This is a genomic window from Actinoplanes sp. OR16 (assembly GCF_004001265.1).
Lineage (GTDB): Bacteria > Actinomycetota > Actinomycetes > Mycobacteriales > Micromonosporaceae > Actinoplanes.
The window spans coordinates 6,903,436-6,928,475 of sequence record NZ_AP019371.1; the positions used below are offsets into that span (position 1 = coordinate 6,903,436).

Here is a 25,040-nt window from a genome sequence, read left to right on the forward strand (position 1 = left end):
TCTTGTGGGTAGCGCGCGAGGTGAAACTACGCGCTCGCACCCCCGTTCCGGGGGCAGACGCCGACAGTGGCACGTAACCGGTAGAGACGGCTCGGAGCAGCCTATGAAGGGGCTATGACTTCAGCGCCGACCGGAGGGGACCAGCCTTCGCGGCGGCCTCGTCGACCTCGGCGATCGGGTCGCTGTCCGCCGTGATCCCGCCGCCGGCCCAGGCGTGCACGCGGGCGCCGTCGACCGCGACGGTCCGGATGCTCAGGCCGAGATCCAGGTGGTCGTGACCGATCCAGCCCAGCGCGCCCATGCTCACGCCGCGGCCGACCGGCTCCAAGGCGGCGATCTGTGCCAGGGCGGCCAGTTTGGGGGCGCCGGTGACACTCCCACCGGGGCAGACGGCCCGCAGCAGCTCCGCGAGGCCGACGTCGCCGTCGAGCGGCGCGCTCACCACGGATTCCGCCTGCCAGAGATGACACCATCGGCGTACGGCGAAGAGTTCGTCCACGGCGACCGGGCCCGTCCCCGGGAGACGGGCGAGATCGTTGCGCTCCAAGTCGACGATCATGACGTGTTCGGCGCGCTCCTTCGGCGACGCCAGCAGTTCACGCAGGCCGTCGGCTGTCGCGGGGCGGGTCCCCTTGATCGGGCGGGTGACGACCCGGCCGCCGCGCACCTCGACGAGGGTCTCCGGGGAGGCGGTGGCGAGGGCCCAGCCGTCGCCGGCCAGGACGCCGCCGTAGCGGGCGCCCGGCAGTCCGGCCACGCGACGCAGCGCGGCCGCGGGGTCGCCCCGGTAGGCAGCGGAGGCGTGGCCTACGACGTTGACCTGGTAGACGTCGCCCCGGCCGATCGCGGCGCGAACCCTGGAGACGGCATCAGCGTGCTGCTCGCGGGTCCACGAGTCGTGCCACTCCCCCAACTCCCATGCCAGGCCGCTCTGGAGCCGGTGGGATGCCGGAGAGAGCAGGAGAGGCGGCGTACCAAAAGGGCGGTTTTTCGAGAAATGTTCGTAGATGACTGCATAAACATCGGGAATACCGGGCACCGGAGAAGGTGCCCCGAGAGCCGCCCCGGCCATCACGCATCCGGCATCCGCCGATACGTAGAGTGCTGCTCCGCAAATGGTGCTATCGCCGAACGTCTTCTTTTTGTCATCCGTTCGGCCAAGGTTTCGCACCGGCAGTCCGTTGTCGGCCAGGAAGGCGGACAGAAGCTCGGCAGGGTCACCGGGATCACCCCGATGCCACCGGAAGGCACGTAACGCATGGTGACGGGCTTGGCAGGCGCCCGGCGCCGCCGGAGGAGCCCCGAAGGGAGTCGACGAACAGTGGTCAACAGGTCCCGTCCCGTGGACCATCGGAGACGCGGACTCTGCGGGAATCGGCGTCACCGGGTTGAACCGCCGTCGTTCCATGTGAGGTAACGTCCGACACCGACTTTGTGAACCTTCACACAGCCCCCAAACGGAGAACGACCGAGATGTGCCAGCACACGAACCCTTGCCCATCAGCCGACGCGACGGACCGTGAGGCCGCCAAGGTCATCGTGACCTTCTGCGAGCAGGGCTGGAGCCTGCTCTGCAACGGGGTCATCATCTTCGAGGACACCGGCGAGATCCTCCCTGACGGCACGATGATCGAACCGCACCGCGGCCCGGCCGTGCACGCCCTGGCCGCCTGAGTCTCCACCCCGAAGACGGCAACTCAGCGTAACCATCTGAAGACGGCGCAGGCCGCGATCCCCGGATGAGGACCGCGACCTGCGCAAGCGACAAGCCAGACCTGGCTCAGTCCTCGAACGCCTCCGGCGACGGGCACGAGCAGACCAGGTTCCGGTCGCCGAACGCGCCGTCGATGCGGCGGACCGGCGGCCAGTACTTGGCAGCCCGGTCGACCCCGGCCGGGAAGGCCGCGACCGACCGCGGGTAGGCGTGACCCCACTCGTCGGCGGAGACCGCCGACGCGGTGTGCGGAGCGTTCGCCAGAGGGTTGTCACCGGCCGGCCAGACGCCCGCCGCGACCTGGTCGATCTCACCCTTGATCGAGATCATGGCCGCGATGAACCGGTCGAGCTCGGCGAGGTCCTCGCTCTCGGTCGGCTCCACCATGAGGGTGCCGGCGACCGGGAACGACATGGTCGGCGCGTGGAAGCCGTAGTCGATCAGCCGCTTCGCGACGTCGTCGACGCTGACCCCGGTGGCCTTGGTGATCGGCCGCAGGTCGAGGATGCACTCGTGCGCGACCAGGCCGTTGTCGCCGGCGTAGAGCACCGGGAAGTGCTCGCGCAGCCGCACCGCCGTGTAGTTCGCCGCCAGGACCGCCGACGCGGTGGCCGCGGCCAGGCCGTCCGGGCCCATCATCCGCACGTACGCCCACGAGATCGGCAGGATGCCGGCGCTGCCGTGCGCGGCCGCCGAGACGGCGTGGTGATCGCCCTCCTCCAGGGGGTTGCCCGGGAGGAAGTCGGCGAGGTGGGCGCGGACCGCGACCGGGCCGACGCCGGGACCGCCGCCGCCGTGCGGGATGCAGAACGTCTTGTGCAGGTTCAGGTGCGAGACGTCCGCGCCGAACTTGCCGGGCTTGGCGAAGCCGACGAGCGCGTTGAGGTTCGCGCCGTCGACGTAGACCTGACCGCCGGCCTCGTGCACCGCCGCGCAGAGCTCGGCGATCCGGGTCTCGTAGACGCCGTGCGTCGACGGGTAGGTCACCATGATCGCCGAAAGGTTGTCCCGGTGCTTCTCGATCTTCGCGGCCAGGTCGTCCATGTCGACGTTGCCGTCGGCGTCGCAGGCCACCACGACGACCCGCATGCCGGCCATCACCGCGCTGGCCGCGTTGGTGCCGTGCGCGCTCGACGGGATCAGGCAGACGTCGCGGTGGGTCTCGCCCCGCGAGCGGTGGTAGCCGCGGATCGCCAGCAGGCCGGCCAGCTCACCCTGCGAGCCGGCGTTCGGCTGCACGCTGACGGCGTCGTAGCCGGTGATCTCGGCGAGCCACGACTCCAGCTGCGCGACCAGGGCCTCGTACCCGGCGACCTGGTTGGCCGGCGCGAACGGGTGGATGTTCGCGAACTCCGGCCAGGTGACCGCCTCCATCTCGGTGGTGGCGTTCAGCTTCATCGTGCAGGAGCCGAGCGGGATCATGCCGCGGTCCAGCGCGTAGTCCTTATCCGACAATCTGCGCAGGTAACGCAGCATGGCGGTCTCGGAGTGGTGGGTGTTGAAGACCGGGTGGGTGAGGTAGCCGGTGGTGCGGGCCAGGGGCTTCGCACCGCACTCGGCCGGCGCGGTCACCGAGGCGCCGAACGCCTCCAGCACCGTCGCCACATGGGCGGCCGTGGTGGTCTCGTCCGTGGAGATCGATACGCGGTCGGCGTCGACCAGGCGCAGGTCCACGCCCCGCTCGGCGGCAGCCGAAACGATCGTGGAAGCTCGGCCCGGGACGATCGCCGTGACGGTGTCGAAGAACGCGTGGTGGGCGATCTCGATCCCGGCGGCGGTCAGGCTGCCGGCGATGGTGAGCGCGTGGTCGTGGGTGCGCTCAGCGATCGCCCGCAGGCCCCGCGGACCGTGGTAGACCGCGTACATGCTCGCCATCACGGCGAGTAGCACCTGGGCCGTGCAGATGTTGCTGGTCGCCTTCTCCCGGCGGATGTGCTGCTCGCGGGTCTGCAGCGCCAGCCGGTACGCCGGAGCCCCGTCCGCGTCCTTCGACACGCCGACGAGACGGCCGGGCAGCGAGCGCTCCAGCCCGGCACGCACCGCGAGGTATCCGGCATGCGGGCCGCCGAAGCCGAGCGGCACACCGAAACGCTGGGTGGTGCCGGCCGCGATGTCCGCGCCGATCTCACCCGGGGCGCGCAGCAGGGTCAGCGCGAGCAGGTCGGCGGCGACGGTGACGAGAGCGCCCTGGGCGTGTGCCCGCTCGACGAGCGCGGCGTGGTCGCGGACCGCGCCGGACGCGCCGGGGTACTGCAGGTGGAGTCCGAAGAACTCGGCCGGCAGGTCGCCCTCTCCAAGATCCACGAGAGCGATCTCGATGCCCAGCGGCTCGGCCCGGGTCCGCAGCACCGCCAGCGTCTGCGGCAGCGTGTCCGCGTCCACGGCGTAGACGGGGCTCTTGACCTTGGAAGCACGGCGGGCGAGCGTCATCGCCTCGGCGACCGCCGTCGCCTCGTCGAGCATCGACGCGTTCGCCGTGGTGAGACCGGTCAGGTCGGTGACCATGGTCTGGAAGTTCAGCAGCGCCTCGAGACGCCCCTGGCTGATCTCCGGCTGGTACGGGGTGTACGCCGTGTACCACGCCGGGTTCTCCAGCACGTTCCGCTTGATCACCGCGGGGGTGTGCGTGCCGTAGTAACCGAGGCCGATCATCGGGGTGGCGACCGTGTTGCGGTCCGCGATCGCGCCCAGCTCGGCGATCGTCTCCTCCTCGGAGAGACCGGCCGGCAGGTCGAGCTCACCGTGGAAACGGATCGACTCCGGGATCGCGGCGTCCATCAGCTCGTCGAGCGAGTGGTAGCCGACCGCCTTGAGCATGTGGGTCTGCTCGTCGGAACCCGGACCGATGTGACGGGGAACGAACGGTGACGTCATGGGCGACTCCAAGGCTGAGAAGGTCGACACGCAACCTCCCCCTCTGTCATACCCAGACGGGTACTTCAGAGCGCCTGCCCACGCGGTCCTTCTGCCTGAGAGTTTTCCGGGGAGGGTTTGCCCCTTCGGCGCCGTCGCGAGGACGGTCTCTTCCGCACAGGTGTTGCCGGCACGACCAACCTACCAGCGCACACCCGGTTGGATCACAGTCCTAGGGTGTGGTGTGTGACGTACACCCCTGATTCCGCCCGCTACGACGCGATGACCTACCGGCGTGCCGGTCGCAGCGGCCTGATGCTCCCCGCCATCTCCCTCGGCCTCTGGCACAACTTCGGCGACACCCGCGCCCTGGACACGCAGCGCGCGATCGTCCGCCGCGCGTTCGACCTCGGCGTGACCCACTTCGACCTGGCGAACAACTACGGGCCGCCGCCCGGCAGCGCCGAGTCGAACTTCGGCCGGCTGCTCGCCGGCGATTTGAAGGCCTTCCGAGACGAGCTCGTCATCTCGACGAAGGCGGGCTACACCATGTGGGACGGCCCCTACGGCGACTGGGGATCGCGGAAGTACCTGGTGTCGTCGCTGGACCAGTCCCTGAAGCGGATGGGGCTGGACTACGTCGACGTCTTCTACCACCACCGTCCCGACCCGTCGACGCCGCTGTACGAGACCGCGGCGGCGCTGGACGCGATCGTCCGTGCCGGTAAAGCACTCTATGTCGGCATTTCCAACTATAAATCGGCTCAGGCCGCTGAAATCGCACGGATCCTCCGCGATCTCGGAACGCCGCTACTGATCCACCAGCCGTCGTACTCGATCCTCAACCGCTGGATCGAGCACGACAACCTGCTCGACACCCTGGAGGAGGCCGGCGCCGGCTGCATCGCCTTCAGCCCCCTGCAGCAGGGCCTGCTCACCGACCGCTACCTCGGCGGCATCCCGGACGACTCGCGGATCCGCACCAGCGTGTTCCTCGACGAGAGCGCCCTCGACGCCAAGACCATGACCCGGCTGCACGCGCTCGACGACATCGCGAAGCGCCGCGGCCAGTCCCTCGCCCAGCTCGCCCTCTCCTGGGCGCTGCGCGACCCGCGGATGACCAGCCTGATCATCGGCGCGTCCAGCGTCGGCCAGCTGGAGAACAACATCGCGGCCCTCGGCGGCCCGGAGCTCACCCGCGAGGAACTGGACGACATCGACGGCACGGTCCTCGACGCCTGATGTACGACCTGTCACTGTCGGTCGTGGTCGGCTCCCGGGCCTACGGACTCGCCGGTCCGGAGTCCGACCACGACCGGCGGGGCGTCTTCGTCCCGCCGACCCGCGCCTTCTGGTCCCTGGACAAACCGCCGGCCCACTTCGACGGCCCGCTCGACGAGCAGTTCAACTGGGAGGCCGAGCGGTTCTGCGTCCTCGGCCTGCAGGCCAACCCGACGGTCCTCGAAGTCCTCTGGACGCCACTCGTCGAGACGATCACCCCGGACGGCGCGCTCCTGCGGGACGCCCGGCAGGCGTTCCTCTCCCGGCGGGTCCACGAGACGTACGGCAACTATGCCCGCGACCAGCTCAAGAAGGTCGACTCCCGGCGGGCCCGCACCGGCGTGACGAACCACAAGCAGGCCATGCACATGATCCGCCTGCTGATCGCGGGCGCCCACGTCCTGCGCACCGGCGAGGTCCTGGTCGACGTGACCCCGCTCCGCGACCGCCTCCTGGCGATCAAGCGGGGCGACGTGCCCTGGCCCGAGGTGGCCGCCTGGTCCGCCGAGCTGCTGACCGATCTCGACGACGCGCGAACCACCACTCCCCTGCCCGGGGAACCCGACCGCACCCGGATAGACGCCGTCCTCCGCGAGATCCGCGAACGAAACCTCTGAGGGGCCGGGTCTCGCCACGTGCTTTCCCTCGTACCAATGAAGAAACGAAAGAAAAACAGCACCCCCTAAAGTGTCCTAGGAACCTAGGGGTTTGCCTGGAAAGGGCCGGCCGTGTTTAGTCTGATGGCATGTCGGCGAGCGCAACCCCCGTGATGCACCTGGCCCGGCCCCATCGGCCGGTCGTCGTGGCGGGGACCCTGTCCGAGCTGCACGGGCCCACGACCGGCCTGGTCGAACTGCCTCTGCGCCTGTGGTGGCACCCGCAGCGCGCGTTCGATCTCGGCCAGTACACGATGTTGTTGTGGATGTATGAAAACGTTCTCCGCGAGGCCATTCGCGTCGACGAACTGCGACGATTCCTCGACGGCGCGACTCTGGAAAAGGTCTGGGCCGATCTGAATATCCCGCGTGCCGTCCGCGCCGCGTGGGAGGCCCGTCATCCGCGTCTGCGCGCCCGCGTGCCGGCGTGACCATCGACGACTTCTTCCAGGACGTGGCCCGGATCGCCCTCACGGTCGCCGACAAACACGGTTTCGTCCTCGGCGGCGGCGTCGCCTGGCTGGTCAACGGCCTGGTGGCGCGCCCCACCGAGGACATCGATCTCTTCACCGACACGGCGGGCGGCGTGAAGGCGGCGGCCGGCGAGGTCACCTCGGCGCTGACGACGGCCGGCTACCGGGTGGTCCGCGAGGAGGCCGACGAACTGTTCGAGGGCATGGACGCCGACATCCAGGAGTTCCTGGTGGCCTCCGGCGACCGCGCGCTGCGCCTGACGCTCTGCCGCCTCGACCGCCACCGCACACCGGTGGTCATGGACGTCGGCCCGGTCATGCACCTGGACGACCTGGTCGCGACGAAGGTGGCGGCGCTGGTCAACCGTCGCGAGGTCCGCGACTACATCGACGTCGCGGCCGCCCTGGAACGCTACCCCCTCGACCGCGTCCTGCACCTCGCGCACGCGGCCGACCCGGCACTCGACCCGGACGACATCGCCGACGCCGGCCGCTACCTGGATCGCCTGGACGACGCCCGCTTCGCCCTCTACGGGCTTGATCAGGGCGCCATCCAGGACCTCCGCTCACGCTTGGCGGATTGGCCACGAGCCTGATCCTCGTACGCCGACTCGCCCGTGCGAGGACCGCCCCGACGCTTCACCGCCCGCGACCACCCCACGAGCGGGGCGGGCCTCACCGATCGGCGACGAGCGCGGCACCGTCCGTCGCCGGCACGAGGCTCGCCGCGAACGCCGCCGCGGCCCGCGGGTCGGGATGCCCGGGCCCCAGCCACCGATCCAGCCGCCGGGCGATCCGCTCCGCTTCCGCGAGGAGATCCTGTTCGCCGAGCTCTTGCCGGACCCGCAGCCGCTGGAGTCGCAGGATGAGCCGTTCCAGCCGCGCCGGACGACCGGCCCATGGCCGGTATGACCGGATCAGTGCGGTGAGTAGGTGTTCCGCTTCCGGCAGCCGCCCGGTCCGCGCGCAGTGCATGGCGAGTGCCGTCTCCGTGCCGATCGAAGCCAGTCGCCCGTCTCGGCTCAGCGCATCGATCCATTCGCGCAGCGCGCTCTCCGCGTCGTCGTCGCCCCGCAGCAGCCTCCATCGCAGGACCACCGACCGGGCGCTGATCACTTGACCATCACTCGGCGGCAGCAGACGGGTGTACGCCTTCACCAGGCCGTCCACGATCGGCTCCGCCTCCGCGATCCGCCCCACATCCACCAGCAGTGCCGCGAAGTTGAGGCGGGTACTCAGCGCATGTGGGTCACCGGTACCGAACCTGCGCCAGCGCTCGTGGGTCACCGCCTTCAGCGTCTCGTAGGCGTCATCCAGACGTCCGGCCTCGCCGTACCGCAACCCGAGATTCGTTTGCAGAACGCCGTTCTCGCGGAGATCCGGGTCGCCGATCGCCGCTGCGGCCTCAGCGCAGATGACCGCTCTGGAATACCGGCCCAGATCCGACCAGCAGATCGCCAGAACGTCGTTGGCCTGAGCCTTGCCCTCCGGGAGGAGCAGCCGGTTGATGTACAGGAAGGGGAGCTTGAGCCAGTACCACAACGCCGGACGGCGGCGGTCCGCGATGACCACGTCCGCCCACCTCGGCGGTGACCTACCCTCCAGCGCCCGCATGACGAGTCGATCCTTCAGCAGGGCGTGACGGAATTGGTAGGAGCCACCGACCTGGCGGAGGACTCCTCGCCGGTGGGCATGCTCCAGGAAGCCGATCACGCGCCATGGGAACGAGCCACTCAGGAAGAACCAGATCCGGGCGACGACGAACGCCGGCCATGCGTAGAGGATGGCGGCGAGTATCGCACCGAGAGCCCCGAACAAGGTCGCCTCGCCGATCCCCCGGTCCCATCGGCTGAGGAAGAAGACGGTTCCCAGCAGAATGATCGCGAGCACCGCGACCCGGCGGTCGGCCGCCAGCAGACTTCGTGGAGTCTGCCCGGACTCCGAACGCGACCGGGTCTCTCCGACGCCCGCCGCCAGACTCATGCCGGCGCCGAGGATGAGCATCATCACGGCATAGTCCGCAAGCGATGCCGTGGCCGCACCCATGGCGACGCCGATGCCGAGCGCAACGGGGATGGCGTAGCGGGCGTGGCTCAGCGTCGACCGCAGCACCGACCGGACACTGGTGGAGGCTCTGCGCGGCTCGATCGTGTCGCTGCCGAGCAACACACCGATGCTGCCGGTCACGCCGAGGAACCCCACGGCGAAGAGGGAGGATGTTCGATCCCGGGGAAACGTGACGAGCGCCCCGATCGCGGCGCCGAGCACTCCCCCGATCGCCGCGGCACCATACCGGGGCACGGCCTTGCTGAAGTGCCACCAATTGATCGCGTCGCCGTACAGGTCGTAGACCTCGGACGCCAGGAAACGCAGCGCCCGCCCCGGATCCTCGACCCGCGGCTCTCCCGGCTGCCACGGCTGGTCGTAGGCCGCGGCCACGAAACCGTCGAGCAGATGAACCTGGATGCTCTCGCTGTCCGGGAACATCTCCCGGTTCAGCAGCTCGCCCGGATCCGCGGCGGTCTCGCTGTACGCCGCCCGTGCCATGCTCACCATCAGCGGAGTCGACAGCGTCTCCCGCAGCGGCGAGGCCGGGTCCGCCGCCAGCCCGGCAAGCGTCGCCCGCCACTTGCCCCCGGCGCCGGGGTCGCTCGGCTTGCGGGCGGTCAGTGGCAGGTACCGGGTCACTTCGGCGAAATCCAGGTCCTGCATCCGCAGCGCTACCGACCCGGTGAGGACGTCGCCCTCGCTGACCGCCGCCGCGTACTCGTCGACCCGGCTGGTCATGATGATCCGGCGGCCGGGTGAGAACGCGTAGTTGATCATCTTGAGAGCGGTGGTGCGCGTCGTCTCGCCCAGTTCGTCGAAGCCGTCCAGCACCGGCAGCAGCCGGCCGTCCTCGAACAGCGCCGCGCCGTCACCGAGCGGTTCGAGGAACGGATAGGTGGCGAGGATCTGCTCGGACAGCCAGGCGTCCAGCGGCTTCTCCCGTGGATCCCACGAGCTCATCGGCACCAGGACGGGCACCGGGTCGTCCGGGCCGGATCGGTCGTCCAGCAGTCCCAGCACCAGGCGCATCGCGAGCACCGACTTGCCGGCGCCGGCGCGGCCGAGGACCACGACCCGGCCGGACGGGACGCGGTGGTACAGCTCGATGATCGTGTCCAGCGTGCCGTCCAGTGCTTCCGGCGCGGCGCCGACGTTCTCCTCGTGGTCCTGCAGCCAGTCCTCCGCCCGGTCCAGCCGCACGGCGAGCGGGAACGGGTCGTGCACGCGCCGCACGGCCTCCTCGCGGATCAACTGGCGGCGGATCTCCCCGGCCAGCCTGCTCACGAGGGCGCCGGGTTCCGGCTCCGGCGTGGACCGTCCGGCCTTCCAGCCGAGCCACACACCGCCTGCCGTGAGGATCAGCGCGAAGACGTTGAGGAAGACCCCGACGACACTGGCGATCCGATCGGCGTCCTCCAGTCCGCGGTGGACGAGATAGCTGCCGAATGCGAGGAGCAGGACCACCAGCCCGGCACACGCGGTGATCCACAGTGGGCGCCGGGTGCTCGTCTTCACCGCGCCAGTGTGGCAGCCGGGCGATACTCCGGAATCCGCCGAAAGCCCGACCCGTTCGGCGTTTGACCTCAAGCGGGCTTCAGGTCTTAGCGTTCGCCGCATGAACGATCCCGTGCTGGAGCCGGCCGCCTACTGGACCGGCGAGGCGCACCGGGCGCTGATCGCGTTCACCCGCTCCCGGGAGGCCGCGCTGGGCCTCACCCATCCGCAGCTCTGCCTGCTCGGCGCCCTGCTGGAACAGGACGGCCGGACGATCGGCGAGCTCGGCCGCGCCCTGCGCCCGCACATCGCGACCACCGACGACCTGCCCGCCGAGGCCGAGGCGCTGCTCGACGACGGGTACATCCGGGTGGACGCGTCCGGCCGGCTCTGGGCGACGGCGGCCGGACGCGAGGCCTGCGCCGGCGTACGACGGCACCTCCCGGAGATCACCGAGCGGATCCACCGGGGCATCGCGGACGCTGACTACGACGCCGCCCTAGCGGTGCTGCAGCAGATGATCCGTAACGTCACGTGATCGGCGGAGCAGTTCGGTGATCTCGGCCGGGCGCTGCGGCCGGGCGAACAGCCAGCCCTGGCCGGTGTCGCAGCCCAGATCGCGCAGCCGGTCGGCCTGCGGGCGGGTCTCGACGGCCTCGGCGGTGACGGTGAGCCCGATGGCGTGCGCGAGCCGGACGATCGTCTCCACGATCTCCAGGTCGACCTTGGAGACGGTCCGCAGGCCGTCGACGAACGGACCGGCGAGTTTGAGGATGTGCACCGGCAGCCGGCGCAGGTAGGCCAGGTTCGAGTAGCCGGTGCCGAAGTCGTCGATGGCGATCCGGATGCCCCGCTCGGCGAGGGCCCGCAGCGGCTCCGCGTCGTTCTCCATCACCGCGCTCTCGGTCAGTTCCAGCACCAGCAGCGACGGGTCGAGGCCGGTCCGGGCCAGGATCTTCTCGACGTCGGCGGGCAGGGTGGGCTCGTGCACCTGGGAGACGGTCATGTTCACGCTCACCGACAGCTGCCGGTCGGGGAACTCACGTGCCCAGAGGGCGGCCTGCGCGCACGCCTCCTCCAGGACCCAGCGGCCGAGCGGCACGATCAGCCCGGTCTCCTCGGCGAGCGGGATGAACCGGTCCGGGCTCAGCTCCCCGTGCACCGGATGCTGCCAGCGGATCAGGGCTTCGACACCGCGCAGCCGGCCGTCGGCGAGGGCGACCAGCGGCTGGTAGACCAGGGTGAACTCACGCCTGTCCAGGGCGTCGGGCATCTCGGCGGCCAGCTCGTAGCGGGCGGCCTGCTTCGCGTCGCGGCCCGGGTCGTAGGTCACGTACCGGCCGCGGCCCTCCGACTTGGCGACGTAGAGGGCCAGGTCGGCCGCCTTCATCAGGTCCGCGGGGCTGGTGTCGCCGACCCGGCTGTCGACCACGCCGATGCTCGCCGAGATCCGGGTACGGTGCCGGCCCAGCTGGAACGGCCGGGACAGCGATGTCAGCACCGACGCGGCCAGCGTGGTCAGCTCGGCCGGGCCGGACGGGTCCGCGACCAGCAGCACGAACTCGTCGCCGCTCATCCGGCCGGCCACCCGCCGCGGGCCTTCCGCGCAGTCCAGCAGGCGGGTGGCGACAGCGGTGAGCAGCTCGTCGCCGACCTGATGGCCGAGCGTGTCGTTCACCCGTTTGAAGCCGTCGAGGTCGAGGAAGCAGGCGCCGACCCGGTCGTCCGGGCCGGACTCGGCGAAGATCTGCTCGAGGCGGTCGGCGATCATCGTCCGGTTCGGCAGGCCGGTGAGCGGATCGTGCATGGCCTGGTGTTCGAGCCGGTCCTGGAGACGGAGCCGGTCGGTGATGTCCTGGACCATCGCGATGGTGAACTCGGGCGCGCCGTCGTCGTCGCGGATCAGCGACGAGGTCATGTCGGTCCAGACCTCACCGCCGTCGCGCCGGTAGTACGCCTTCTCCAGTCGCACGTGGTCGCGCTTGCCGGCGATCAGCTCCTCGTACAGCTGCCACATGTGCGGCGGATCGGTGGGGTGGCCGAGGTCGGGCACCCGTATGCCGGACATCTCCTCGACGGTGTAGCCGAGCAGTTCGGCGAAGGCCTGGTTGACCCGGACGATCCGGCCGTCCATCGCGGAGATGCCGATGCCGACGGCGGCGTTCTGGAACACCGCCCGCATCCGGGACTCGCTGGTGCGCAGGGCCCGTTCGGCGGTGGCGTGCGCGGCGAGGACGGCCTTGGTGAGGCGTTCCTGCTCGGCCATGGTGGCGGCGCGCAGCGCGTTGGTGTAGCCGAGCGCGACCCGGGCGGCGACGGACTTGTCGTCGAGGATCCGGATCGTCGCGGCCAGCACCTCCGGGTCGGTCAGGTGGGCCTCGACCAGGCCCGCCCCGACCGACTCCGGATCATCGTCGAGCCGCGCCGCCAGCCGTTCCAGCAGCGCGTCCAGATCCGCCGAGTCCAGGGGCACGAACATCGAGCGGGTCAGGGATCGCCGCCACCGCCGGGCGAACATCGGCGTCAACCCTTGCGGGCAACACCGGCGTACGCGCCGACCCGCTCCGGATGCTCGTCGACCGGGTCCTGCGGGTCCGGCCGCCACTGCGGGATGAAGACGAGGCCCGGCTCGACCAGGTCGAACCCGTCGAAGTACGCGGTGATCTCGGCGCCCGTCCGCAGCGCGATCTCGGTGCCGGTCCGCGACGACAGCCGCTGCGCCTCGATCACCTCGGGCGGCTGGCCGTCACCGGTGGCGTGCGAGATGAGCAGGAAGCTGCCGGGCGCCAGCGCGTCCCGCAGTGCCGCGACCGCCGAGCCGGGATCGTCGGCGTCCGGCACGAAATGCAGCACCCCGGCGAGCAGCACGGCCACCGGCTCGCTGAAGTCGATCAATCCGAGCTTGGCGGACTCGGCGAGGATCCGGTCGGCGTCGCGGACGTCCGCGCAGATCACCCCGGTCCCGCCGACCCCGGCCAGGATGGCCCGGCTGTGCTCGACGGCGACCGGATCGATGTCGACGTAGACGACCTTCGACCCGGGCGCCGCGTCGAGCGCGATCTCGTGGACGTTGCCGGCCGTCGGGATGCCGGACCCGATGTCGAGGAACTGCCGGATCCCCTGGTCGGCCAGGTAGCGCACGGCCCGGCGCAGGAAGACCCGGTTGGACCGCATGGTCTCGCCGATGTTCGGCGTCATCGAGGCGATCTGGTCGGCGAGCTGCCGGTCGACGGCGAAGTTGTGCGCCCCGCCGAGGAAGTAGTCGTAGACGCGGGCGGCGCTGGGCCGGTTCACGTCGATACCGGCGGGAACCCAGTCGGTCGTTTCGGTCACGGACACGGCCCTTCTTGCTAAAGGCGATCGTCGATCAACGACCGTACCCGAAAATCTTCGCGGCGAGGTCGGTCATCACCTCGGTAGCGCCCGCGCCGATGCCGAGGATCCGGGTGTCGCGGTAGTGACGCTCCACTTCGCTCTCCCGCATGTAGCCCATCCCGCCGTGCAGCTGCACGGCCTCGTCGACCACGTATTTACAGGTGTCGACGGCCGCGTTCTTGGCCAGGCACACCTCGCCGGCCACGAAATCACCGGCCGCATGCCGCCGGGCGACCTCCCGGGTGTAGGTCCGGGCGAGTTCGATGCGCTGCCGCATCTGGATCAGCTTGTGCTGCACCACCTGACGGGCGATCAGCGGTCTGCCGAACGTCTCGCGCTCGCGGGCGTATTCGAGGGTCAGGTCGAGGCAGCGCTGGGCCACCGAGTAGGCGTGCACGGCCGCGATGATCCGCTCGGGCACGAAGACCTGGCCGATCAGCATGAACCCGGCGTTCTCCGGGCCGACCAGGTTGCGGGCCGGCACCCGGGCGTCGGCGAAGGACAGCTCGGCGGTGTCCGAGGCGAGCCAGCCCATCTTGTCCAGCTTGCGGGAGACGGTGAAGCCGGGCGTGTCCTTGTCGATGACGATCAGGCTGATGCCGGAGGCGCCGGGTCCGCCGGTGCGCACGGCGGTGGTCACGAAGTCGGCGCGCACCCCCGAGGTGATGAACATCTTCGCGCCGTTCACCACGTAGTCGTCGCCGTCGCGGACCGCGGTGGTGCGCAGATGGGCCACATCGGAGCCGGCGTCCGGTTCGGTGATCCCGAGCGAGCAGACCCGCTCGCCGGCCAGCGCGGGACGCACGTACCGGTCGATCAGGTCCTCATTCCCGGACGCGATGATGTGCGGCAGCGCGATGCCGTGGGTGAACAGCGCCGCGTGCGCGCCGGACGAGCCGCCGGCCTCGAGGAACGCCTCGGTCGCGATCACCATGTCCACGGTGTCGCCGCCGTCGCCGCCGATCTCCTCGGGGAAGCCGATCGCGAACAGCCCGGCCTTCGCGATCTCCCGGTGCACCTCGCGCGGGATCTCACCCGCCCGTTCCCACGCGGACAGGTGGGGGAGGATCTCGCGGCCGACGAACTGCTTCATCGCCGTGGCCAGCGCCTGGCGCTCGGGGGTCTCGATCATGCCTAGCTCCTTCGGGGGTTCTCGACCAGGGTCGCCGGGTCTCGCCGGCCCAGCAGGATCGCGGCGGCCCGTTTCCAGCGGCGGATCAGCAGTTCCCGGCTCGCCAGGTCGCCGCTGACGATGCCGGTCATGGCGAGGCCGGTGAGCACCTCGAACGTGAAGTGGACGACGGTGTCGACGCGGGGATCGTCGTCGAGCAGCTCGCGGGCGTGGTCCCGCAGCGTCCCGAAGATCTCCTTCTCGACGGCGACCAGGGCGTCGCGCAGCGCGGCGTCGGTACGGGCGGCGTTCCACAGTTCGAGCGCGGCCCAGAAGATCGGCGACGAGAAGTGCCGCCAGACCGCGTCGATGAACGCGTCCAGTGGCTCGACCCCGGCCGGCACCGCCGCGATCTCGGCGGACATCCCGTCCAGGCGCCGCCGGGCCACGTGCTGCACCGCCGCGACCAGCAGGTCCACCTTGGTCGGGAAGTGGTGCAGCAGCGTGCCGCGCGGCACATCCGCCCTGGCCAGGACCTCGGCCGTGGTGGTCTCGGCGTGACCGCGCTCGACCAGGCACTGCACCGTCGCGTCGAGGATCTTCGACCGGGTCGCCTCGCTGCGCTGCGCCTGAGTGCGCCGCCCCTGTTCCGCTGTCACGGCAGTAACCGTACGACTTGACTGTTAGTTCGGTCCAGCACCGAAAATGACAGCGTCATGACAGGCCTTGTGGTGACCCCGGTCACTCGCTTACCGTCACGCCAGACTGTTAGGGAGACATCTATGCCAGCGCGCGAGCGCCTCGCCATGCTCCACGCGGTGATCACATCGGCGCTGCCCCGGCGCGCCCGGGCCGTGGCGACCGTCGAGGACCTGGCCGCGCCGCCCCGCGAGCTGAGGTACCCGTTCGCCGCGTCCGCCGAGATCCCGGCGCCGAAGGAGGCGATCTTCGCGGTCCTCGCCGATCCGGCACGCCTCGCGGACTGGCTCACCATGCACACCGGCTGGGCCGGCTCGCCGCCCGCGTCGTTCGCCGAGGGCGAGCGCTTCGCCCAGCGGGTGAAGCTGATGGGAATGCCCACCGAAGTGCGGTGGACGGTCACCGGCGTACGGCCGGACGGCGTCGTCTGGCTCGACGGGACCGGTCCGATGGGCATCGTCGTCGGGCTCTACCTGTCGATCGGGACCGGCGCGTCCGGAACCCTCGTGCGCATCGACGGCGGCGTCGAGGGCGGGTCGGCGGACGGACCGCTCGGTCCGATGGTCGCGCGCAACCTGTCCGACGCCATGGTCAAGTCGCTGGCGCGACTGGAGAAGGCGGTCGAGGGCGCCCCTGATCGTCCCCGGCCGGTCGCGCAGGCCTCCTCTCCCCGGCCGCGCCTCGCCCAGCCCGCCCCGGTACGCCACGAGCGCACCGGCCGGGAGATCGACGGCCGGACACCGGTGATCGTCGGCGTCGGCCAGGTGTCCGAGCGCTCCATCGATCCGCAGGACGCCGACCCGGTCGCTCTCGCGGTCCGTGCTCTGCGAGCGGCCGAGCAGGACTGCGGCGTCGCCGGGGTGCTGGCCGCGGCCGACTCGGTGGCCTACGTGCCGAGCGTGTCCTGGCAGTACGCGGACGGCGCCGCCCTGATCGCCGCCGCGGTCGGCGCGACACCCGCCGAGACCGTCCGGAGCAGCACGTTCGGCGGCGACGGCGGCCTGCGGCTGATCAACGACGCGGCGGCGGCGATCGCTGCCGGGCACGCGTCGATCGTCCTGGTCGGCGGGGCGGAGGCCGCCGCCACCGCCGCGGCGGCCGAGAAGGCCGGGCACGCGCTGGGCTGGCCGGACCAGGCCGAGGGCACAGCGCCGAGCCGGGTGGTCGGCCAGGACCGCGAACCGAACAACGAGCCGGAGACGCTGGCCGGCCTGGTCGCGCCGATCTGGATGTACGCGCTCATCGAGTCGGCGGTCCGCGCCGAGTCGGGGCTCTCCCCGGACGAGCATCTCGCCCGGATCACCGCGCTCTGGTCGCGCTTCTCGGACGTGGCCGCCGCCAACGACTTCGCCTGGCTCCCGCAGCGGCGCACCGCCGAGGAACTGTCCACCCCCGGCGGCGAGAACCGGCCCATCTCCGCGCCGTACACCAAGCTGCTGACCGCCAACCTCCAGGTCAACCAGGCGTCCGGGACCATCCTGTGCAGCGCCGCGGCGGCGTCCGAGCTCGGCATCCCGCAGGATCGGTGGGTGTTCCCGCACGCGGGAGCGCACGCGACCGACGAATGGTTCGTCTCCGAACGGGCGTCGCTGGCCTCGTCGCCGGCCATCCGGGCGGCGGGACAGGCGGTGCTCACGCACGCCTCGACCGACATTTCTGATATCTCGTACATCGACCTGTACGCCTGCTTCCCCTCCGCCGTCGAGATCGCCGCCGCCGAACTCGGACTCCCCCTGGACGACCCGGACCGGCCCCTGACCGTCACCGGCGGGCTGACCTTCGCGGGCGGGCCGGGCAACAACTACTCGGGGCATGCGGTCGCCAACCTCGTACCGCTGCTGCGCTCTGACCCGGAAGCGAAAGGCCTGGCCACGGCCCTCGGGTGGTACGCGACGAAGCACGCCGCAGGCGTGTTCTCGGCGGCACCGCCCGCCACCCTCTTCGCGGACATCGACGCCGACCCGCGGCTGGACCGCCCGCCTGCCCGCAAGGCGCTCTCCTCCTACGTCGGTGACGCCGTGCTGGAGGCGTACACGATCCCCTACGACCGGGACGGCAACCCCTCCGCGACCGTGATCACCGCGTTGACCCCGTCCGGGGATCGCGTCGTGCGGCGCGTCGAGGATCTCGTCTTCGACGGGGATCCGCTCGGCTGGACCGTGAGCTTCGGCGAGAAGACGGTGGACATCGCCGAGAGATCCCGCTCGCCCCTGCCCCCACCCGCCGAACCGCCCCTGATCGTGGAATGGCACGGCCCGGTCACCGTCTGGCGCCTGAACCGCCCGGCGGTCCGCAACGCCATCGACCTGACCACCGCCCGCGCCCTGGAACGCGCCGTCGACGCCTTCGAGGCCGACCCCGGCGCCCGGGTGGCGATCCTGACCGGAAGTGACACCACCTTCAGCTCCGGGATGGACCTCAAGGCGGCGGCCCGTGGCGAGTACCCGATCACCGAGGGACGCGGATTGCTCGGCATCACCCGCCGGCCGCCGTCCAAGCCGCTGATCGCCGCGGTGGAGGGGGCCGCCCTGGCCGGCGGATGCGAGCTGGCGCTCGCGGCCGACCTGATCGTCGCCGCCGAGGACGCCCGGTTCGGCATCCCGGAGGTCAAGCGCGGCCTGGTGGCGGCCGCCGGCGGGGTCCTGCGGCTGGCGCAGTCGCTGCCCCGCGCCACCGCCCTCGAACTGGCGCTGACCGGCGCACCCCTGCCGGCCCGGCGCCTGCACGACCTCGGCCTGATCAACCGGGTCACCTCGCCCGGCAAGGCCCTGGAGACCGCCCTCGACCTGGCGCGGGAGATCGCCGCCAACGCTCCGCTCGCCGTCCACCTCTCCAAGCGCATCGTCGACGAGCACCGCGACTGGAGCACCGCGGAAGCCTTCGACCGTCTCTCCGACTTCGCCGGCGAGGTGATCGGCTCCGCGGACGCCGCCGAAGGCATCCGCGCATTCGCCGAGGGCCGAGCCCCTCACTGGAAGGGCCATTGATGAGTACGACCGAGAAGCTGCACGCCGTCCTGCGGATGCACCAGATAGGCATCGTCAACCTGACCCGCCCCGACCGGCTCCTGAAGATGGCCAGGAACAACGGACGGCTCGGTCCGCAGGCCGCCCTGATCATGAAGGCCGCCTCGGAGCACCCGGACGCGCCGGCCCTCACCGACGAGCGGGGCACCCTCACCTACCGCGAACTGGACGAGCAGTCGAACGCGCTGGCCCACGCGCTGAAGAGTTTCGGCCTGCCGGACCGCTCGGTGGTCGGCGTCCTCGCCCGCGACCACCGCGGCCTGCTCCTCGCCATCAGTGCCACGGCCCGCGCGACCCTGCGGCTGGCCCTGATGAACACCGGCCTGGCGCCGGGCCAGCTGGCGCAGGTGGTCGAGCGCGAGAAGGTCCGGGTGCTGCTGCACGACGCCGAGTTCGACGACCTGGTCGCGGGTGTCTCGATTCCGCGCTACCTGACCTGGGGGGACTCCTCCGGGACGACGATCGAGGAGCTGGCTGCCGGGCGGCCGTCCACCCCGCTGCCGCTGCCCGACCGGCCCGGCGGTTTCATCATCCTGACCAGCGGCACCACCGGGCTGCCGAAGGGCGCGCCCCGTACCAAGGTCTCCCCGCTCGCCAGCGCGCTGATCGCCGACCGGATCCCGTTCCCCCGCCAGGGCGCCGCCGTGATCGCGTCGCCGCTCTTCCACAGCACCGGGTTCGGCGCCTGGACGGTCGGCCTCTCCCTCGCCAACCACGCGATCCTGATGCGCCGCTTCGACGCCGAACGCGTCCTCGAGGCCATCGCCACCCACCGGGCGCAGATGCTGGTCGCCGTGCCGACGATGATGACCCGCATCCTCGCCCTCGGCCCGGAGGCCATCGGGAAGTACGACACGTCGTCCCTGCGGACGGTCTTCGTCGCCGGGTCCGCCCTCGCCCCCGACCTGACCGCCCGCTTCCAGGAACAGTTCGGCGACGTGGTCTACAACGTCTACGGCTCGACCGAGGTGGCGGTGGCGTCGGTGGCCCAGCCCACCGAGTCCCGCCGCGCCCCCGGCACGGTCGGCAGGCCGCCGGTGACCGTGCACGTGGCGCTCTTCGACCACGACGGCGAGCGGATCACCGCGCCGGACACGATCGGCCGGGTCTTCGTCCGTACCGGCATCCCGTTCGAGGGCTACACCGACGGCCAGCACAAACAGATCATCGACGGCTTCATGTCCACCGGCGACCAGGGCCATTTCGACGCCGAGGGCCTGCTCTACATCGACGGCCGCGACGACGACATGATCATCTCAGGCGCCGAGAACGTCTACCCGCAGGAGGTGGAGAACCTGCTGGCCGCCCGCGAGGACGTCATCGAGGCCGCGGTGATCGGCGTCGACGACCCGGAGTTCGGCAAGCGGCTGCGGGCGTTCGTGGTGCCGGCCGACGGCGTGACCCTCGACGCCCAGGAGATCAAGGACTACGTGCGGGCGTCACTGGCCCGTTACAAGGTCCCGCGTGACGTGGTCTTCCTCGACGAGCTGCCGCGAAACCCCACCGGCAAACTGATCCGCCGCAACCTCCCCGCAGGCCCCCTCTGACCGTCCCGCAAGACCGGCTGTGCACCAGAGCGGGGTGGGATCGTCGCGGGCCACGAAGTGAACGCCTTCGGAGACCTCATGACCGGCAGGGTCACTGATAGGCGCTCGGCTCGTCCGCGTCGTGGAGCTGCCGGGTCACGTGGTCGCGCAGCGCCGCCAGATAGGTGGACGCCAGCTGGCCCAGCTGCTGGATCTCCTGTTCCAGGGCGGCACGTTCGACGACGATCCGGTCCAGGGCCGCGGTGTGGTCGCGTTCCGCGGTGGCCTCGGTGTTCTCGGCCGAGACGCGGGCGTCGGCGACCACCTGGTCGGCGCGGGCCTGAGCGTCGGCGACCACGGACTCCGCCTCGCCGCGGGCCTCGCGGAGGTGGTCGTCGGCGGTGCGCTGGGCCATCATCAGCACGCGCAGGTTGCGGTCGTCGCCACCGGGCACGGCCGGGCCGGCGGCACGGCTGCGCTCCAGCTCGGCCTGCAGATCACGGGCGTGCTGCTCGGCCCGGTCCCGGTCGGCGGTGAGCTGGGCCAGCAGGCCACGCAGCTGCGCGAGGTCCTCGTCGGGGCGGACGACGGCCCGGGTGCGCAGGGTGCTGTTCTCCTCGATGAGGCGGGACAGCTCCTGCTCGACCTCGTCGAGGAAGGCGTCGACCTCCTCCTCGCCGTAACCACGGCGTCCGGCCGGCGGCGCCTTGAAGGCCATGTTCTGAATGTCGGCAGGGGTGAGCGGCATCCTGCTCCTCATAAACCAAAGCGAACGGCAAGGCGCAGCCCAGCCTACGCGCTCGAAGCCATGATGTGGGTCAGCAGTGCCCGCAGGGCACCGGCAGGCGGGACACGCGGGCCGGTCCAGATGGCGCGGAGGTCACGGTCCAGGCGAAGACCGTCGACGGGTACGTGCCGGAGCCGTCCCGACCGGAGATCGTCGCCGACCGCGAGACGGCTGACCACGGCGGGCGCCGCCCCGGCGAGGACGGCGGCCCGGACGGCAGCGGCGGTGGACAGTTCCAGGACGGGCGGCGCCTGACGGACATCGTCGCCGAGCACCGCGCGCAGGGCGGCGGTGAGCGAGTCCCTGGTGCCGGAGCCCGGTTCCCGGGTGACCAGCGCGGTGGCGGCCAGTTCCGCGGCGGTGATCGGGGTCTTCCGGTTCGCCCACCGATGCCCGGGCGGCGCGACCAGCACGAGCTCGTCGCGCCCGACGACCCGGCTGCGCAGGCCGCGCGGCACCTGCGGCCCCTCGATGAAGCCGAGGTCGGCGGTGTTCTCCTGGACCTGCTCGACGACGTGGTCGCTGTTCGTCGCGGTCAGCACCACCCGGATCGGCGTCTGCCCGCGGCGGGCCGCGTCCGCCTGCAGGCCGACGAGCCAGCCCGGCAGCAGGTGCTCGGCGACCGTGAGGCTGGCGCTGACCCGCAGCGTGCTGCGGCTGTCCTCGCGCAGCGCGGCCAGGCCGGCGTCCACTTCGGCGGCCAGCTGCAGGAGGCGGTCGGCCCATTCGACGACGACGGCGCCCTGCGGGGTGAGGGTGGCGCCGCGCGGGGTGCGGGTCGCCAGCCGTACGCCGGTCTGCGCCTCCAGGGCGGCGAGCCGGGACGACACCGCCTGCTGGGTGAGGCCGGCGTCGCGGGCGGCGCCGCTGAGGCTGCCGGTCCGGGCCACCGCCAGCAGGATCTCCAGGGCGGCGAGGTCCGGCATCCGCGGGCTCAGGGTCACGAGTTCCGAGGGTACGGGGATCGGGCCGCCGCTTCCGTTAGGGTTTCCGAGTGGCGAAACTCCGTGATCAGATCATCGCCGAGCTCGGCGTGCAGGCGACCATCGACCCCGCTGAGGAGATCCGGAAGCGGGTCGGATTCCTCAAGGACTACCTGCGCTCGACCCCGGCCACCGGTTACGTGCTGGGCGTCAGCGGCGGCCAGGACAGCACGCTGACCGGCAGACTCTGCCAGCTGGCGGTGAGCGAGCTGCGGGCCGAGGGCCGGGAGGCGACGTTCGTGGCGGTGCGGCTGCCCTACGGCGTGCAGGCCGACGAGCACGACGCGCAGACGGCCCTCGGTTTCATCCGGCCGGACCGGACGATCACCGTGAACGTGAAGCCGGGCGCCGACGCGACGGCGGCCGAGGCGGCCCGCGGCCTGGAGGGCGGCGGCGAGATCCGCGACTTCGTCCGGGGCAACATCAAGGCCCGCGAGCGGATGGTCCTGCAGTACGCGATCGCCGGCCAGCTGAACCTGCTGGTCGCCGGCACCGACCACGCGGCGGAGGCGGTGACCGGGTTCTTCACGAAGTACGGCGACGGCGGCGTGGACGTCACCCCGCTGACCGGCCTGACGAAGCGGCAGGGCGCGGCGTTGCTGCGCGAGCTGGACGCGCCGCCGAGCTGCTGGAAGAAGGTGCCGACCGCCGACCTGGAGGACGACCGCCCCGCGCTGCCGGACGAGGAGGCGCTCGGGATGAGCTATGCGCAGATCGACGCCTACCTGGAGGGCGAAGAGGTCAGCCGGGAGGTGGCCGAGCGGCTGGAGGGCATCTTCCTGGGCACCCGGCACAAGCGGACCGTCCCGGTCACCCCGCTGGACGACTGGTACAAGCGGGACTTGTGACTCCACAACATCGCGGCGGCTACCGGGCGGGCTGATCGGGCGCGAGGGTGGACCGGTGATCGACCTGGCGCCACCCCGCGTGGAAACCGCTCTGACCCCCAACTGGTTCGCCTCGGTGATGGCGACCGGCATCGTCGCGACCGCCGCCGTCTCGCTGCCGGTCGGCGCGACGGTGCTGCGGCCGTTCGCCACGACGGCCTGGCTGCTCGCGGCCGCCCTGCTGGCGATCCTGCTCACCCTCGCCGCCCGCCGCCGCCGGACGGTCGCCGTGCACGGCGCCGACCCGGTGATGGCGCACTTCTACGGCGCGCCGCCGATGGCGCTGCTCACCGTCGGCGCCGGCACGCTGCTGCTCGGCCCGGACCTGATCGGCGCCCGGGCCGCCACCGCGATCGCCGTGCTGCTGTGGATCACCGGGACGGTGAGCGGCCTGGTCGTGGCGGTGGCCGTGCCCTACCTGCGGATCACCCGGCACACCGGCGGCGAGCCGTTCGGCGGCTGGCTCATGCCGGTCGTGGCGCCGATGGTCTCCGCCGCCACCGGCGCCCTGCTGGTGCCGCACGCCCCGGCCGGCCAGATCCGGTTGACGCTGCTGCTGGCGTGCTACGCGATGTTCGGTCTCAGCCTGGTCGCCGCACTCATCATGATCACGATGATCTGGCACCAGATCGCTCTCCACGGAACCGGCCCGTCCCGGGCGACACCCACCCTCTGGATCGTCCTCGGACCGATCGGCCAGGCCGTCACCGCCGCGAACCTGCTGGGCGGCGTGGCCTCGTCGGCGCTGTCCCACCCGTACGACAAAGCCTTCGAAGCCCTGGGGATCGTCCTCGGTGTGCCGCTCTGGGGATTCGCGATGCTGTGGGCCGGACTGGCGCTCGCGGTGACCGTGCGGACCGTGCGCCGGGGGATGCCGTTCGCGCTGACCTGGTGGTCCTTCACCTTCCCGGTCGGCACGTGCGTGACCGGCACCTCGGCACTGGCCGTGCGGACCGGGTCGGCGATGTTCGCGATCGTGGCGGTGCTGCTCTACGTCGCGCTGGTCGCCGCCTGGGCGGTCGTCGGGACGCGGACGATCCGGACGGTCACGGCAGGCGGATGACGTCGGCGACGATCGCGCCACCGGCGGTCATCCTCGCCGCCGCCGGGCTGTCGTAGACCACCAGGAGCCGCCCGTCCTCGGCCGGACCGATCAGCCCGATCCCCTCGGCGTGATCATCGCCTTCCCCGTAGGTCAGCTCCAGCTCCCGGCGGATGGTCTCCCCTCGTACGATCTCCGGCATCGCCGCCCGGCCGGCGCCCAGCCACCGGTAGATGCGGACCGGGCCGTCGAGGTCCATCGTCGGACCGGCGAGCACCAGGAGGTCGTCACCGGCCGGGCAGAGGTCGCGGATGCCCAGGCCGTCCAGGTCGAGCACGTGCTTGCGGTAGGGCAGCCCGTCCTCGAACTCGTGCAGGCGCAGGCGGGTCGGGTCCGCCTCCACGACGTACGGCCGGAGCTCCAGCACGAACGCCCACCCCCGGAGCACCGGGCCGCGCAGTCCGAGGTAGACCCGGTCGCCCTGCACCGCGATCCCCTCGATGTCGAGGCCGTTGTCCTTGCTCGGGATCGCCAGGAACGGCGCCAGGTGCTCGTCGTCGCGCAGCAGCTCCCGGATGTTGTCGCGCGGATCGAGCAGTGCCGCGTGCTCGCCCTCGCTCTCCTTCACCAGGCTCGGCAGCCCGTCCACGTCGACGACCGGGATGCGCACCAGGATCTGCCGGTTGTCCTGGCCGGTGATCCGGGCGAGACGGCGCAGCGCCTTCGGGCCCGCGTGCCGGTCCTTGATCTGACGCCGCCGCAGGCTGTGTGAGCCGACCGCCCAGAGGAACCGGCCGGTCCGCGCGATGCCCTCGATGTCGGCTTCCTCGTCCGGGTCGGCGCCCGGCAGGTCGACCAGGTCGGCGAGGCGGAAGGTGCGCTCGTCGGCGTACTCCGACGGCTTCTCCTCGTCGTTGGGGGTGAGCCGCTCGATGCTGGCCGTCTCGTCGCCGGCCAGCCAGACGACCCTGCCGTCGGTGCGCACCGCCGAGAGGTTGGTGTGGGTGGCCGCGTCCTGCGAGGCCTGGCCGAACCAGAGGAGAACCGTCCGCTCAAGAGTCACAAGGTCATCGTGGCAGCCGCA

At 71.3% G+C, this 25,040-nt stretch carries 20 protein-coding genes and 1 riboswitch; of the genes, 10 read left to right on the forward strand and 10 right to left on the reverse strand.

The features are described 5' to 3' along the window. Positions 1-112: 112 nt before the first annotated feature. Entirely contained in the window at positions 113-1,351 is a 1,239-nt protein-coding gene (locus EP757_RS31695; RefSeq protein WP_127554526.1) for a chorismate-binding protein, read from the reverse strand. A 122-nt stretch (positions 1,352-1,473) separates the two neighbouring features. On the opposite strand from EP757_RS31695, the gene EP757_RS31700 reads away from it, so the two are divergent. Continuing rightward, positions 1,474-1,674, forward strand: a complete 201-nt coding sequence (locus EP757_RS31700) for a DUF5999 family protein (RefSeq protein WP_127552083.1) — start codon at positions 1,474-1,476, stop codon at positions 1,672-1,674. A gap of 106 nt (positions 1,675-1,780) precedes the next feature. On the opposite strand, the gene gcvP is transcribed toward EP757_RS31700, so the two are convergent. Then, positions 1,781-4,588, reverse strand: a complete 2,808-nt coding sequence (gcvP, locus tag EP757_RS31705) for an aminomethyl-transferring glycine dehydrogenase (protein WP_127552084.1) — start codon at positions 4,586-4,588, stop codon at positions 1,781-1,783. A gap of 73 nt (positions 4,589-4,661) precedes the next feature. Next, positions 4,662-4,753: riboswitch (glycine riboswitch) on the reverse strand. Positions 4,754-4,813: 60 nt separating this feature from the next. Here gcvP and mgrA point away from each other — a divergent pair. The 4 genes from mgrA to EP757_RS31725 all read left to right on the forward strand — a co-directional run bounded on the left by mgrA (position 4,814) and on the right by EP757_RS31725 (position 7,573). Beyond that, the gene (mgrA, locus tag EP757_RS31710) at positions 4,814-5,809 is read left to right on the forward strand and encodes an L-glyceraldehyde 3-phosphate reductase (RefSeq protein ID WP_127552085.1); all 996 of its coding nucleotides are present in this window, start codon (positions 4,814-4,816) and stop codon (positions 5,807-5,809) included. Further along, on the forward strand, positions 5,809-6,465 hold the full coding sequence (locus EP757_RS31715; RefSeq protein ID WP_127552086.1) for a DNA polymerase beta superfamily protein: 657 nt from the start codon (positions 5,809-5,811) through the stop codon (positions 6,463-6,465). The genes mgrA and EP757_RS31715 overlap by 1 nt, the downstream gene beginning before the upstream one ends. A gap of 128 nt (positions 6,466-6,593) precedes the next feature. After that, the gene (locus EP757_RS31720) at positions 6,594-6,935 is read left to right on the forward strand and encodes a hypothetical protein (RefSeq protein ID WP_127552087.1); all 342 of its coding nucleotides are present in this window, start codon (positions 6,594-6,596) and stop codon (positions 6,933-6,935) included. After that, positions 6,932-7,573: a nucleotidyl transferase AbiEii/AbiGii toxin family protein gene (locus EP757_RS31725; protein ID WP_127552088.1), complete on the forward strand. Its 642-nt coding sequence runs from the start codon at positions 6,932-6,934 to the stop codon at positions 7,571-7,573. The genes EP757_RS31720 and EP757_RS31725 overlap by 4 nt, the downstream gene beginning before the upstream one ends. 79 nt (positions 7,574-7,652) lie before the next feature. On the opposite strand, the gene EP757_RS31730 is transcribed toward EP757_RS31725, so the two are convergent. Further along, on the reverse strand, positions 7,653-10,541 hold the full coding sequence (locus EP757_RS31730; RefSeq protein WP_160165935.1) for an NACHT domain-containing protein: 2,889 nt from the start codon (positions 10,539-10,541) through the stop codon (positions 7,653-7,655). A 100-nt stretch (positions 10,542-10,641) separates the two neighbouring features. Between EP757_RS31730 and EP757_RS31735 the strand changes: the two genes are divergently transcribed. Beyond that, positions 10,642-11,058, forward strand: a complete 417-nt coding sequence (locus EP757_RS31735) for a MarR family winged helix-turn-helix transcriptional regulator (RefSeq protein WP_127552090.1) — start codon at positions 10,642-10,644, stop codon at positions 11,056-11,058. On the opposite strand, the gene EP757_RS31740 is transcribed toward EP757_RS31735, so the two are convergent. Genes EP757_RS31740 through EP757_RS31755 form a run of 4 tightly spaced genes read right to left on the reverse strand, consistent with a single transcriptional unit; the run spans position 11,020 to position 15,665 of the window. Next, entirely contained in the window at positions 11,020-13,038 is a 2,019-nt protein-coding gene (locus tag EP757_RS31740; protein ID WP_127552091.1) for a bifunctional diguanylate cyclase/phosphodiesterase, read from the reverse strand. The two genes, EP757_RS31735 and EP757_RS31740, sit on opposite strands and share 39 nt — an antisense overlap. Positions 13,039-13,043: 5 nt before the next feature. Beyond that, entirely contained in the window at positions 13,044-13,853 is an 810-nt protein-coding gene (locus EP757_RS31745) for an SAM-dependent methyltransferase (RefSeq protein WP_127552092.1), read from the reverse strand. Between the two features lie 34 nt (positions 13,854-13,887). Then, positions 13,888-15,027 carry an acyl-CoA dehydrogenase family protein gene (locus tag EP757_RS31750; protein WP_127552093.1) on the reverse strand — a complete coding sequence of 380 codons (1,140 nt, stop codon included), beginning with the start codon at positions 15,025-15,027 and terminating at the stop codon, positions 13,888-13,890. A 2-nt stretch (positions 15,028-15,029) separates the two neighbouring features. Beyond that, positions 15,030-15,665, reverse strand: a complete 636-nt coding sequence (locus tag EP757_RS31755) for a TetR/AcrR family transcriptional regulator (protein WP_127552094.1) — start codon at positions 15,663-15,665, stop codon at positions 15,030-15,032. A gap of 123 nt (positions 15,666-15,788) precedes the next feature. Here EP757_RS31755 and EP757_RS31760 point away from each other — a divergent pair, with 123 nt between their 5' ends. Further along, positions 15,789-18,692, forward strand: a complete 2,904-nt coding sequence (locus EP757_RS31760) for a crotonase/enoyl-CoA hydratase family protein (protein ID WP_127552095.1) — start codon at positions 15,789-15,791, stop codon at positions 18,690-18,692. After that, complete coding sequence (locus EP757_RS31765) at positions 18,692-20,278, forward strand: acyl-CoA synthetase (protein ID WP_127552096.1); 1,587 nt, start codon at positions 18,692-18,694, stop codon at positions 20,276-20,278. The genes EP757_RS31760 and EP757_RS31765 overlap by 1 nt, the downstream gene beginning before the upstream one ends. Positions 20,279-20,369: 91 nt before the next feature. On the opposite strand, the gene EP757_RS31770 is transcribed toward EP757_RS31765, so the two are convergent. Both EP757_RS31770 and EP757_RS31775 read right to left on the reverse strand, forming a co-directional pair. Further along, complete coding sequence (locus EP757_RS31770; protein WP_127552097.1) at positions 20,370-21,005, reverse strand: DivIVA domain-containing protein; 636 nt, start codon at positions 21,003-21,005, stop codon at positions 20,370-20,372. A gap of 44 nt (positions 21,006-21,049) precedes the next feature. Next, entirely contained in the window at positions 21,050-21,988 is a 939-nt protein-coding gene (locus EP757_RS31775; protein WP_127552098.1) for a LysR family transcriptional regulator, read from the reverse strand. A gap of 50 nt (positions 21,989-22,038) precedes the next feature. Between EP757_RS31775 and nadE the strand changes: the two genes are divergently transcribed. Further along, a complete protein-coding gene (gene nadE / locus EP757_RS31780; RefSeq protein WP_127552099.1) occupies positions 22,039-22,875 on the forward strand; it encodes an ammonia-dependent NAD(+) synthetase in 837 nt (278 codons plus the stop codon). Positions 22,876-22,930: 55 nt separating this feature from the next. After that, entirely contained in the window at positions 22,931-23,977 is a 1,047-nt protein-coding gene (locus tag EP757_RS31785) for a TDT family transporter (RefSeq protein ID WP_232050099.1), read from the forward strand. Here EP757_RS31785 and EP757_RS31790 read toward each other — a convergent pair. After that, positions 23,961-25,019 (reverse strand): DUF3616 domain-containing protein, encoded by a 1,059-nt coding sequence (locus EP757_RS31790; protein WP_127552100.1) that lies wholly within the window; start codon positions 25,017-25,019, stop codon positions 23,961-23,963. The genes EP757_RS31785 and EP757_RS31790 overlap by 17 nt on opposite strands. Between the last annotated feature and the right edge of the window lie 21 nt (positions 25,020-25,040).